The sequence below is a fragment of the Nocardia sp. NPDC047648 genome (assembly GCF_040642815.1).
Taxonomy (GTDB): Bacteria; Actinomycetota; Actinomycetes; order Mycobacteriales; family Mycobacteriaceae; genus Nocardia; species Nocardia gamkensis.
In genome coordinates this window covers 225,796-238,387 of record NZ_JBEYSX010000004.1, presented here as the reverse complement: position 1 = coordinate 238,387, position 12,592 = coordinate 225,796, and the positions used below count along the sequence as shown (strand labels likewise).

General features: G+C 70.2%; 10 protein-coding genes. 5 read left to right on the top strand and 5 right to left on the bottom strand.

What is annotated here, in order from left to right:
* Window positions 1–61: 61 nt before the first annotated feature.
* The 5 genes from ABZ803_RS12145 to ABZ803_RS12125 form a co-directional block, all read right to left on the bottom strand.
* Window positions 62–787 carry a lytic murein transglycosylase gene (locus tag ABZ803_RS12145; RefSeq protein WP_357036344.1) on the bottom strand — a complete coding sequence of 242 codons (726 nt, stop codon included), beginning with the start codon at window positions 785–787 and terminating at the stop codon, window positions 62–64.
* A 76-nt stretch (window positions 788–863) separates the two neighbouring features.
* Window positions 864–2,672: an ATP-binding cassette domain-containing protein gene (locus ABZ803_RS12140; protein ID WP_357035901.1), complete on the bottom strand. Its 1,809-nt coding sequence runs from the start codon at window positions 2,670–2,672 to the stop codon at window positions 864–866.
* Window positions 2,669–3,490 (bottom strand): ABC transporter permease subunit, encoded by an 822-nt coding sequence (locus ABZ803_RS12135; RefSeq protein ID WP_357035899.1) that lies wholly within the window; start codon window positions 3,488–3,490, stop codon window positions 2,669–2,671. The genes ABZ803_RS12140 and ABZ803_RS12135 overlap by 4 nt, the downstream gene beginning before the upstream one ends.
* Complete coding sequence (locus ABZ803_RS12130; RefSeq protein WP_357035896.1) at window positions 3,487–4,428, bottom strand: ABC transporter permease; 942 nt, start codon at window positions 4,426–4,428, stop codon at window positions 3,487–3,489. The genes ABZ803_RS12135 and ABZ803_RS12130 overlap by 4 nt, the downstream gene beginning before the upstream one ends.
* Window positions 4,413–5,930 carry an ABC transporter substrate-binding protein gene (locus ABZ803_RS12125; RefSeq protein WP_357035893.1) on the bottom strand — a complete coding sequence of 506 codons (1,518 nt, stop codon included), beginning with the start codon at window positions 5,928–5,930 and terminating at the stop codon, window positions 4,413–4,415. The genes ABZ803_RS12130 and ABZ803_RS12125 overlap by 16 nt, the downstream gene beginning before the upstream one ends.
* Before the next feature lie 321 nt (window positions 5,931–6,251).
* Between ABZ803_RS12125 and ABZ803_RS12120 the strand changes: the two genes are divergently transcribed.
* The 5 genes from ABZ803_RS12120 (at window position 6,252) to ABZ803_RS12100 (ending at window position 12,333) form a co-directional block, all read left to right on the top strand.
* Window positions 6,252–7,409 (top strand): TauD/TfdA family dioxygenase, encoded by a 1,158-nt coding sequence (locus ABZ803_RS12120; protein ID WP_357035890.1) that lies wholly within the window; start codon window positions 6,252–6,254, stop codon window positions 7,407–7,409.
* Complete coding sequence (locus tag ABZ803_RS12115) at window positions 7,381–8,391, top strand: ornithine cyclodeaminase family protein (RefSeq protein ID WP_357036341.1); 1,011 nt, start codon at window positions 7,381–7,383, stop codon at window positions 8,389–8,391. The genes ABZ803_RS12120 and ABZ803_RS12115 overlap by 29 nt, the downstream gene beginning before the upstream one ends.
* 16 nt (window positions 8,392–8,407) lie before the next feature.
* Window positions 8,408–9,790: an alanine racemase gene (locus ABZ803_RS12110; RefSeq protein ID WP_357035887.1), complete on the top strand. Its 1,383-nt coding sequence runs from the start codon at window positions 8,408–8,410 to the stop codon at window positions 9,788–9,790.
* 34 nt (window positions 9,791–9,824) lie between these two features.
* Entirely contained in the window at window positions 9,825–10,856 is a 1,032-nt protein-coding gene (locus ABZ803_RS12105) for a cysteine synthase family protein (protein ID WP_357035884.1), read from the top strand.
* 73 nt (window positions 10,857–10,929) lie between these two features.
* Window positions 10,930–12,333 carry an MATE family efflux transporter gene (locus tag ABZ803_RS12100; protein WP_357035881.1) on the top strand — a complete coding sequence of 468 codons (1,404 nt, stop codon included), beginning with the start codon at window positions 10,930–10,932 and terminating at the stop codon, window positions 12,331–12,333.
* Window positions 12,334–12,592 lie beyond the last annotated feature (259 nt).

Below are 12,592 nucleotides of genomic sequence, written 5' to 3'. Positions count from 1 at the left end.
GCGTTGCGAGCCTATCGTCCCGGCAGCGAGGCGGGTAACCGGCACTCCGGGGACCGGAGGATCACACCCGGCGGCCGACGCTGTAGCTCGCGGCTCGATCGCGCACCGTCAGCAGGTAGCTGCGCGACTGGTTGTAGGTGAGCAACGCGCGCTGCCAACCGTGCTCGGAGGTGAGATCGCCGCCGCTGGCGCACAGGTACCTGGCGGCGGTCAGCGCGGCGTCGTCGATGTTCTGCGGATCCGCGGTCGCGTCTCCGTTGGCGTCGACGCCCCAGCGCTTCCAGGTCTCCGGGATGAACTGCAGCGGGCCGACGGCGCGGTCGTGCACCGGGTCACCGTCGAGTGCGCCGCGGTCGGTGTCCTCGACCAACGCGACGCCGGGTGAGCCGTCCAGCGGGATGCCGATGATCGGCGGGCGGATCGAGCCGTCATCGCCGAGCCGCGCACCGCGATGGGTGCCGTGCCCGCTCTCCACGCTCGCGATGCCCGCCAACGTCGTCCACGCGATGCCGCAGTCGGGGCGGGCCCTGGTCATCACGGCCGCCGCGTAGCCGTACGCCTCCAGGGCGACCTGCGGGATGCCGAGCCGCCCGGCCTGCTCGCCTGCCCAGCCGTGCAACTGGACGGCCGTGCGGCCGGGAGCGTCCAGGTCGATCACGGGCAGCGGCGCCCCGGGTCCGGGCGGAATGCCCTCCGGGATCGGGGTGCGGTCGATCCCGCAACCGGCGAGCCCGAGAATCACCACGACGGCGGCCGAGACGCCGGTCTTTCGCAACACCCCTTCCATGATCCAGGTGACGGCTCGTGCCCGCGGGAAGCCGGTGACGGAGTCCACGGCGTGTCGGCCGCGCGCATGACCCGCTTCAGACGAGCAGCTCGTTGGTCGCGTTGTGCGTCGGCGCGGCGAGAACGGTTCCGGTGTGACCCGATTCGGCGATCCGTCCCTGATCGAGGACCAGCAGGCCGGGACAGTATTCGGCGACCAAGGCCATGTCGTGGGTGATGATCAGCAGGGCGGTGTCGCGTTCGGCCCGGATCCGGTCCAGTAGTGCCATGATCGCGGACGCGGTGGTGTGGTCGAGTGCCGAGGTGATCTCGTCGCACAGGAGCACGGCGGGTTCGGCGGCGAGGGCGCGCGCCAAGGCCACGCGCTGGCGCTGTCCGCCGGACAGCTCGTGCGGGTAGCGGGCGGCCAGATCGGCGGACAGGTCGACTGCGGCGAGCAGTTCGGTGACCCGCCGCGCGAGGTCCCGGCGCCCGACGCGCCCGATCCGCCGCAGTGGACGACCGAGCGTCTGCGCGACGGTGCGGCGCGGGTTGAGCGCGGAGCGAGGGTTCTGGGTGACCAACTGAATGCCGCCCGCGCCGTAATGGATTCGTCTGTTCGCGCCCACGACGATCGGATTCCCGCGCAACTCCAGTGATCCGGTCGCCGAGCGGTGCAACCCCGCGATGACGCGCGCCAGAGTGGTCTTGCCCGCGCCCGACGCGCCGACCACCGCGAGCGCCGACCCCGCTTCGAGCGCGAAATCGATGTCGGCGAGCACCTGGTGTCCGTCGATCGAGGCGTTGATCCCCTCGGCGCGCAGCGCGAGGGCCGGCGGTCGATCGTCCGTCGCGACGACAACGGAGGACGTATGACCGTTGCTCGCCGGTTCGCATTCGTCCGCCCGCTTCGGCTCGTCGCGTCGAACAGCCACACCGTTGGGCGGCCGTGCCGAAGCGTCCGGACCGGTGCTTTGCTCGCGTCCGCCCGCCGCCGCGGTTCGTGCCGGATCGGAGCTGCCGGGCCGCGACCATCCACTGTCGGGCACCGGCGCGTGCTCGGCCCGGCCACCGACCGCCATGGCGTCGACCGGATCAGCGGACGTGGCGGTCGGCAGGCCAGGCGCGGGCTCGGTCACCACACCGGAGGTTCGCCCTGCTGTGGCGGTCGTCCGAACCGGAGGCACGGATACCTGAACCACACCGAGTTCGACGATGTCGTCGGCGATCGAGTGCACGAGGGCGGTGTCGTGACCGGACAGCAGGATCGCCGTCGACCGCTCACGGGCGAGCGCCGCGAGTTGTCCGGCGATGTCGGTGCGCAGCGCGCCGTGCAGCCCGGCGAGCGGCTCGTCGAGTACCAGCACGCCGGTGCGGCGGATCAGCGCCCTGGCGAGGGCGACGCGGCGCTGCTGGCCGCCGGAGAGTTCACCGGGACGGCGGCGCAGGTAATCCGGCGACAGTCCGACCAGTGCCAGCGTGTCGGTCAGGGTGGACTCGGGCGCGTCCGGAGCGACCTCGCGCAGCAGGGCGCGCACGCGCAGCAGCGGATTCAGCGCCGAACCCGGGTCCTGCCCGACGAAGGCGATGTGCCGCCGCCGAAACCTTTGCAGGGCAGGACGATCGAGCGTCAGTACGTCGTGCCCGGCGACCGACGCCGTTCCCGTCGCGCGCGCCTGAGCGGATGGCAGCTGCCCGAGCAGGGCGCGCATCACCGTCGTCTTACCCGACCCGGACGGGCCCGTCAGCGCCGTCACCGTGCCCGCCGGGATCCGGAACGTCGCGGGACCGGCCAGTTCACGGCCGTTCGTTCCCAGCACGGTCAGACGGTCGACCGAGACGAGATCGGTCGCCGCACCCTCCGCCGCAGCCGCCGGGCAACCGCGTTTCGTCACGTTCACGTTCATTCCCGCTCCCCTCGCCCGAACGCCGAGACCGCCAGGTTCACGCTCACCGCGACAATCGCGATGGCGAGGCTCGGGGCCAGCACCGCCCATGGATTGAGCAGCATGCCGGAGGTGTTCTCGCGCACCATGACCGCCCAGTTGGTCGCGCCGAGCGTCGTGGGCAGTTGCAGGAAGGACGCCGTGCTCACGAGATAGACCCCCGCCACGAAACGCAGCCCGAGCTGGGTTGTCGACACTTCGCGCAGATTCGGGATCACCTCCCGGAACACCAGGTGCGTCAGCGACTCACCGGCGGCCCGCGCGCTCTCGACATATCCGGATGCCGCGACCCCGGCAGCGGCGGCGGTGAAGATCCGCGCGCAATAGGGGACGCCGAACAGCAGCGCCAGAACGATCAGACCCCAGGTGCCGGCGTCGGGCCACGAGGTAAGCACGAGCAGGATCCCCAGCACCGCGGGCAGCAGGATGAACAGGTCGGTGCCCAGTTCGATCCACTCCCCGATCCGCGGGCGCAGTGCCGCGACCGCGCCGAGCACACACGACACCCCGGTCACCGTCACCGCGATGATGGCGGCCACCAGCAGCAATCCCCAACCGCCGTAGAGCAGTTGGCTGAGCACGTCGCGGCCCAGTCGGTCGGTACCCAGCGGCGCGCCCGCGCCGGGATCGTCGAACGGTATGCCGATCGCTCGCTCCGCCGGGTGCGGCGCCAGCGTCGGGCCCAGCACCGCCAGCAGGGTGACCAGCAGCGCGGGCGCGACCGTGAGACGGACGAGCCGTCGCCGCGCCGGACGCGCGACCTCGGAGAAGGGCTTCATCGCCGCCCCCGCAACGACCAGCTGCGGATGCCGTCGGCGACGGCCAGCATGATCATGATGATCACCCCGGACAGCGCGACCACCGCGGCGACCACCGAGGTGTCCCGATCGGCCACCGAGCCGGCCAGGACCGCACCGAGACCGGGGTAGTTGAAGACGGTCTCCACCACCAGTGCCCCGCCGAGCAGCATCCCCACCGTGGTGGCGAAGCTGGCGACGATGGTGGGCAGCGCGAACGGCAGCACGTGCCGAACCAGCACCGTCCGGCTCGAAATCCCGTCCAGCACCGCGCTTTCCACATGCGGCGCCAGCGCGGCGTCGGCCAGGGCGGCACGCACCACCCTGGTGTTCCACCCCGCTTGGGGCAATGCGAGCGCCAGTACCGGCAGCACCAGCATCTCGGGTCCGGCGGGCATCCCGGAGCGGCCGGTGATGGTGACCGCGGGCAGCCACCCGAGCGCCAGCGCGAACACCAGGATCAGGAGCGTGGAGATCACGAACTCGGGAACCGCCACGGCGGTGGTCGTCGTCGGCTGCAACACGCGCGCGGCAACGCTGTCCGGACGCGTCGCCCACCACGCGCCGAGCGCGAGCGACGCGAGCACGGTCACCGCGAGGGCGAGCCCACCGAGCAGCAGCGTCGGCGGGAACTTGTCGACGAGCAGGTCGTTGACCGGCCGTCCGCGCGCGGTACGCCCGAAATCACCGGTCACGACACCCGATATCCAGTGCCAGAACCGCACCGCCAGGGGGCGGTCAAGTCCGAGTTCGTGTTCTTTGGCCGCGATCTGTTCCGGCGTGGCCTCCCGGCCGAGGACGGCGCGGGCGGTGTTGCCCGGCAGCAGGTCCACGGCGACGAAGACGCAGGCCAGCAGCGTCACCAGCAGGATGACGCGCCGGATCAGGAGTCGCGCGAAGGAGATCACCCGGCCAGCCAAGCCCTTTCCAATTGCACGCGGGCGAAGCCGCCGAGCGTCGGCAGGTCGCGCACCCGGGACGCGGCGATGTCGATACCGTCGGCCATGCCCCAGACCAGGTATCCGCCGCGCTCGTACTGGATGCGCTGTAGTTCTCCGGCGGCCTGCTGATATTCCTCGTCGCTGTGCGCGCCGAGCGCTTTCGCCGTGGCCGCGTCGAACGCCGCGTCCTTGAAGGCGGTCTCGTTGCGATTCGATCCGCCCGCCAGCAACTTGCTCGCGAAGAAGAGCGTGGAATCGTTCGTGCCCCAGGAGATCGTGTACAGCGGCGCCTTCAGCCAGGTCTGGTCGTAGAAGGCGTTCGGCTCCTGGGTGACCACGTCCAGCCGCACACCGATCTCGGCGAGCTGGGTGGCGATCACCTTCGCCGACTCCACCTCACCGGGTGCCTCGGCCTTGGTGACGAACGGATAGCCGCGCCCGGTGTCGAAATTCGCCTCGCGCAGCAGCGCCTTCGCGCGGTCCACGTCGCGGGTGCGCTGGGCGAGAGAGGTGTCGTAGAGCGGGTCGCCGGTGCCGAGGACATCGTTGGCCACTGTTCCGTATCCGGAGTGCACCTGGTCGACCAGAGCTTTGCGGTCGACGCCGAGCCGCAGGGCGGTGCGCACCCGCGGGTCGGCGAACGGCCCGTCGGAGGTGCGCATGGCGACGCCGACCACCGTGTCGTTCGCGCGGCGCACGACTGTCAGGTCACCGCGGCCCTCGGCGGTGCGTCCCGCGATGGCGCCGACGTTCGAGGCGAGGTCGATCTGCCCGCCGAGCACCGCGTTGCCCAGCGCGGTCACGCTTTCGAACATGGTGACCTCGATGGCGTCCAGCGGCGGTGGCCCGCCGTGCCACTGCTCGTTGCGCACCAGCCGGGCGTTGCCGCCCTGATAGGAATTCAACCGGAACGGTCCGCTGCCGACCGCCTTGGTGAAATCGGTGCTGTCCTTCTTCACCGTGAAGGTCATCAGCCGGACCAGCAGCGGCAGTTGGTTATTCGGCTCGGGCACCGTGAGGATGACGCGGTTCGGCCCGTCGGCGGTGATGTCCTCCACTGCCACCGGCATCTTCGACGCGCCGCCGACCGTTCGCAGCCTGCGCAGCGACCACACGACATCCTCGGACGTCACCGGTGATCCGTCGTGGAAGATCGCGTTCTCGGCGAGGGTGAAACTCCAGCGCCGGCGATCGGCATCCGACTCCCAGCGAGTGGCCAAGCGCGGCACGACATTCGGGTTACCGCCGGGCACGGTGAGGGCGTCGTACACCAGGGAGGCGATCAGGAAGTCGCTGTCGTTGCTGAGGTTGGCGTGTGGGTCGCGCTCGATGCGAGCCGCGGTGCCGAGCGCGCCCACCCGCAGCGTGCCGCCGCGCCGCGCGGGGCCGGATGAGTCCGCGCCGTCGGAACAGGCGGCTACCAGCAACACCACCCCCGCTCCGAGACTCGACCGCAGCAGTTGCCGTCGATTCAAAACCATTGTGCTGCCCTCATTCCTGAACCGAACCACCTCGGTACCGCCCACCCAGTGTATTGATCAGGACAGGCTAGCCTAATGGATTGCGCGACTCGCCGATTCCGGCACCGAAACGGCAGCGCAAGGGCGTACCGCCCGCAAACTCCCCGATCGAGCGCGAGCGCACCCGCCGACCGCCGTCCCGGACCGAAGCGTGGTTATGCGATCCGGCTATTTTTTCGCCGACTCGCTTAGGTAAGCCTTGCTTCACTAAGACGGAAGGGATACCTTCGCATACAGAACGTGACCCCTGCTTTTCGAACCGATGCGAAGAAGGGACTCTTGGTGAAAAGCGTTCTCTCCGAACGTAAGACGCTTCACCCACAAGACCTCGAACGACGTGAGATGTCCGCGGCGGCGGGCCGGGCGGTGCGAGAGCTCGCCAGAGCGATATCCGCCACACTCGATCACGCGCTCACCGATCCGGCCACCGCCGCGCGCACCCTCACGGACCCGGCGATCATCGAACGGATCGATGCGGGCGCCGCGGAACTCCCGACCGAGGTGCGCGATGCCATGCGCCCGCCGGCCACCCCGGCAGGCGCCGTGGTCGTGGGACGTCTTCCGCTGGCGGACAACGAGTTCGGTCCCACTCCGCCGAGCTGGCGCGAGGCGGCGAGCTGGAGCGGCGATCCGGCGCGCCGCGCGCGTTCGTTCGAACTCGACCTGGTCATGCTGTTGCTCGCGCGCAGTACGGGTGAGCCGTTCGGCTGGCAGGGGCAGCAGGGCGGACGGTTGGTCAACAACATCGTTCCCGCTGCCGGTCACGAGTACGAACAGTCCGGAGCCAGTAGCGAAGTACTGCTGAGCCCGCACACCGAGGACGCCTTCCATCCGCAGCGCGCCCACATACTGATGCTCGGTTGCCTGCGCAACCCGGACCTGGTGGGCACCACCGTGTCGTCGGTGCGCCGGATCGAACTCACCACCGAACAGCGCGCATTGCTCAGCACTCCCGCCCTGCCGATCCTGCCCGACGTCTCCTACGGCGACGGCCACGAAACATACTCTGCGGCGGCCATTCCGACGCTGTGGAGCGCCGCCGGGCCCGACCGGCAGACGCTGCGCTACGACCCCGCATACACTCCGCTCGCCGAGGCGGACGCCGAATTCCGTTCAGCCTACGAACGACTCGCCGCCGAACTCGAACGCGTCTGCGTGACCGCCACCTTGTCCCCCGGTGAGTTGTTGTTGGTGGACAACGACGTCGCCGTGCACGGCCGGGTACCGTTCACCGCGCGATACGACGGCACCGACCGATGGCTCAAGCGAGTGAACATCCGGCTTCCGGAACGACAGCGGCGGGCCGAGGAAGCCGACGAGAATGGCTACGGGCAACAAATCGTGGCCCCGTTCCGGACGGCGGACACCCCGCCGGTCGCGAGCGGCACTCATGAGCGGGATGCAGTACGACATGATCGAGGACCCCTTGAGCACGCGTGACCGAAGCACACCTTTGCGGGTGTTGAGCCGCAGCGACCTCGCCGACGTGCCGATCACACCGGCCGCGGTGGTGCGCGCTGTGGAGGAGGCGTATCTCGCCTTCGCGGCGGGCGATTCGGACAACCCGCGCAAACTCAGCGTCGCGAACCCGGACGGCTGGTCGGTCGCCTACGCGATGCTCGGCCGGGACGGCCGCAGGCGCGTGGTGGCGATGAAGACCTCCTACAAGTTCGACCCCGGCCACGATCGCAGCACCAAGCGGTACTACACGACCATCACGCTCTACGACGACAGCACCGGTGCGCCGATCGCGATGATGGACTGCGCCCGAGTCGGCGCGTTGCGCACGCCCGCGGTGTCGGCGCTGCTGGTGCGCGAGACGATCCGGCGCGGCGCGGAGAGCGTACTGCTGATCGGTACCGGCACTCAGGGCCGCAACGCCCTGCCGCAGCTGCTCGCCGCCAACCCGCAGCTGCGCAAATTGATGGTCTACGGCACCCACCCGGAGGGGCTGGAAGCCGTGCACCGCGGCCTCGCCGAGCATCATCCGCACGCCCTGCTCGAGACGGTGACCGATCCCCGTGCCGCGGCGGCCACGGCCGATGTCGTGCTGGCCACCGCGGGCCCGGCCACCGAGGTGGCGCTCGAATCCGACGATCTGGCACCCGGTTCGGTGGCGGTGCTGGTCGGCTACGGACTCGCGCCGTCGACGCTGGCGGATGCCGATCGCGTGATCGCGACCAGCGCCGAGCAGATGGCGCTGACCGGCACCGACATGGCAGGTCCGGACGGCACACTGCGCGCGGTGGACGCCGAGCTGCCGCAGATCCTGAATCGCCGCGCGGTGGCGCGCCGCTCGGACGACGAACGCGTCTTCGTCTACAACAGCGGACTGGTGCTGACCGACATCGCGGTGGCCCACGCGCTGGCCGAGCGGGCGATCGCGGAGGGCCGGGGTACGGAGGTGCCGCTGTGGGACTAGCGCACGGAGGTACGCGGTGGGACTAGAACAGTCGAGTATCGCCGTGGAGCCGGGGGCCGACGCGAACGCGCACGAGTCGATCAGCGCGTCACCGATGCCCGCGCATCTCGACCCGTGGGAGCGCCGCCTGCTCGCCGATCCGAACCTGCTCGGTGACCTGTCTTTCGCGATGGGTGGCCCGTTCCATGTGATGTATCCGGCACGGATCGGCCACAACATCCGGGCCTTCCGCGCCGCTTTCACCCGCGCCGGGGTGCACGGCACGATCTACTACGGCAAGAAGGCGAACAAGGCCGCTTGTGTGGCGCGCGCGTGCGCGGAACACGGCGCCGGGGTCGACGTCGCCAGCGTCGGCGAGCTGACCGCCGCGCTGGCGCAGGGCGTGCGCGGCCCCGAGCTCATGGTGACCGGCCCGGCCAAGGCGGACGACCTGCTGTGGCTGGCCGCCCGGCACGGTTCGCTGATCGCCGTGGACGACCTCGGCGAACTCGAGCGGCTCGCCGCGCTCACGTCTGCCGGGGAGCCCGCGCGCGTGCTGCTTCGCGTGCTGCCCGCCGCCTCGGCCAGCCGATTCGGCATGACATCCGGCGAAATCGAGGACGCGCTGGCGCTGTGCGGCGCTCGCGCATCGATCCGGCTGGAAGGCTTCAGTTTTCACCTGTCCGGCTACGACGCGACCGCGCGCGCGGAACTGGCGGGCGAGCTGATCGCCCGCTGCCTGCACGCGCGCACACTGGGGCATCCGGCCACGACCGTCTCGATCGGCGGTGGCTTCGGCGTCGACTACGTTCCGGCGGACGCCGCCCTGGAGTTCACCGCGGGGATGGGCAGGCAGTGGTTCCACTCCGGGAAGTCCTTCGATTCGTACTATCCGTACCACTTTCCGGTGCCCGGCGCGGCCATGCTCACACAGATCCTGGACCACGACGATCTCGCCGGGCGACTGCGCGACAACGCCGTGCGCTTGGCGATCGAACCGGGCCGCGCGCTGCTCGCGCACGCGGGCTGCACCGTATTCCGCGTCCAGGGCGGCAAGACCAGGCACGCGCACGGCAAGCCCTACCGATTGCTCACCGTCGACGGCACCAGTCTCAGCCTCTCGGAGCAATGGTTCGACAGCGAGTACCTGCCCGATCCGGTGCTGTGGCCCGCGCGCCCCGGCGCCGTGACGCCGACGTGCGTCGGTGCGGCCAGCTGTCTGGATTCCGACATGCTGAGCTGGCGCCGGGTGCCGCTGCCGCGCCCCGCCGAGGTCGGCGACCTGCTGATCTACCCGAATACCGCTGGCTATCAGATGGATTCGAACGAGTCCGCCTTCCACGAACTGCCCATACCACCGAAAGTCGTGCTGCACGACGCACCCGGCGAGCGCTTCCGCTGGACCCGCGACGGTAGCTGACCCTCGACTTCCCGACCCGAACCAGGAGACATCAATGCCGCTCGTCACGCGCGTGACGGATCTGATCGGTCGCACGCCGCTGTTCGAGCTCGCGGCCACCGCGACGGGCACCCGCCTGCTGCTCAAACTCGAGCAGTTCAACCCGACCGGCGCGGCCAAGATCAGAATGGCGCGCGAAATGGTGCTCGATGCCGAGCGTCGCGGTTTGCTGCGCAGTGGTGGACATATCATCGAGTCCACGTCCGGCAACACCGGGCTCGGCCTGGCGGTAGTCGCCGCCGAACGTGGGTATCGCTTCACCGCAGTGGTCGACCATCACGCATGTAAGGACAAACTGCGCGCGATGCGGGCAATGGGTGCGGAACTGGTGTACGTCGCCGACGAGGGCGACGACAATCTCGCCACCTCGGCACGGGAGGACCTGGCCGAGGCGATGGCGGCCGAGCGCGCCGACGCGTTCTTCACCGAGCAGCACAACAACGACGCCAACGCGGTGGGCTACTACCCGGTGGCGGAGGAATTGCTCGAGGACGTCGAGCGGGTCGACATCCTGCTGTCCGCGGTGGGAACCGGAGGTTCGCTGTTCGGCACCGCGACCCGGCTGCGCCAGCTCGGCTGCCCGCCCTACGTGATCGGCGTCGAGCCGGTCGGTTCGATCGCCTTCGGCGGGCCCGGCGGCCCGTACTGGCAGTCGGGCACCGGCACCCCGCCGGGCGCCACCATCGGCACCGCCGTCGACTATTCGCTGCTGGACGAGGGCGTGAAGGTCTCCGACGTGGCGGCCTTCGCGACCGCCAGGGCAGTGGCGGCCGAACTCGGCCTGATGATCGGCGGGTCGGCGGGCGGTTCGGTGCACGCCGGGCTGACCCGGCTGGAGGAGTTCCCGCCGGGCTCGACCGTGGTCACCATCGTCTGCGACGGCGGGGAGAAATACCTGGACACCGTGTTCGACGACGACTGGATGAACGAGCGCGACCTGCTCGACGCCGACGCCGAACGCGAGGTCGCGGAACTGCTGCGGCGCTACGCGCCCGCTGCCAGGAACACGCTGGTGCAAGCGCGGTGAGGTCGGGTCGCTCGTACCGCATGACGTTGCGCCCGCGCGGGACCGCGCTCCCGCCTTCTGCGAAGGAGAACCGGTGATCGTGACGAGTTTCCGCGGCGACGGCGGGCGGCTCACCGCGCTCGCGACGCCGATCGCGCTGACCCAGCTGGCCCAGATCGCGGTGTCCACCACCAACATCGCGCTGATGGGCACGCTCGGCGTGCGGCAGGTGGCCGCGGGCGGCCTGGCGATCGTGCTGTTCAACCAGATCCGCACCATGTGCGTCGGCTTGATCACCGGCAGCGGCAACCAGATCGCCACCGCCGTGAGCGCGGCGGGCAAGCGCGGCGACTCGCCGGATCCGGAGATCCGCGACCTGCTGCGCTCGAGCTTCGCGATCGCCACGGTCGCGGGCCTGCTCGGCGGCGCGGTGCTGATCGGGCTGGGCTGGGTGCTGCCGTGGCTCGGGCAGGACCCGGGCGTGCTCGCCGACGCCCGTCCCCTGCTGGTGGCGCTCGCACCGGGCCTGCTGCCCTGCCTGTGGTTCCAGGTGCTGCGCCAATACACGGTCGGCATGCAGCGCCCGCAGGCGCTGTTGCTGGTGACGCTCGGCTCGGTGGCGCTGAACCTGCTGCTGGCGCTCGGCTTCATCCACGGCAAGGGCGGGCTGCCCGAACTCGGTCTGACCGGTATCGGCGTCGCGACCTCGCTCGTCTTCCTGATCACCTTCGGTGTGTTCTGGGCGATGGTGTGGCGTGACGAGGAACTCGGCCGCACCCTGCCCGTGACGCCGTTGCCGGTGCGGCTGAGCACCGTGCGCGCCGAGCTGAAACTGGGCACGCCGATCGCGTTGACCTACGGCTCCGAGGCGGGCATGTTCTCGGTGCTCGCCCTCGTCATGGGCAGTATCGGCCCCGCGGCGCTGGCCGCCCACAATGTCGTCTACCAGATCATCTACATCGTCTTCCAAGTCGCGATCGGCCTGTCGCACGGCGCGTCGATCCTGGTCAGCCACGCGGTCGCGCGCGAGGAGCACACGCACGCACGCGCGCTGGCGTGGCTCGCGCTGCGGCACGCCGCGGTGATCGCGGCGGTGACCGGCGCGGTGTACGTGGTCGCCCCCGATCTGGTGCTGCGCCCCTTCCTGGATTCCTCGGACGCCGACACCATCCGGGTCGCGCACACCCTGCTGCTGATCGGCATCGTGCTCCAGTTCTTCGACGCCGCCCAGAACATCGGCAACGGTTTGCTGCGCGGACTCAAGGCGACGAACGCGGGCTTCCGGCTCTCGCTGATCGGCTACTGGGGTGTGGGCCTGCCCGTCGCCCTGCTGCTGGCCTACCCCGCGGGTCTCGGCGCGGCGGGCGTCTGGTGGGGCCTCACCGCGGGCCTGGCCACCACCGCCGTCCTCATGCTGCGCCGCTACTTCGCCTTGCTCGGCGAGCGGGAACGCGACCGGCCCCGCCTGCTCCCGGAAACCCTCACCACGCCGAGTTGATCCGGCCGCGAGCGCTCCTTACGCCACCTACGGTTCGAGGAAGGGGCGCTCGCGATCGTCCCGATTCCGAGAGCGCGGGAATGCGTTCCGGCACCGGCAGTCCCGGAGGGCCACGGTTCCCGGCCGGAAGCGCGCCGAGCAGTGCCGCGCCGTCCGAACGCGGGTCCGGCAAGTTCGGCTGACCACGGCCACGGGAGGGGACGCCTCGCGTAACGTCGAATCGTCGTCGGTCGGTCCGGGATGACGTGTGGCCCGGGAT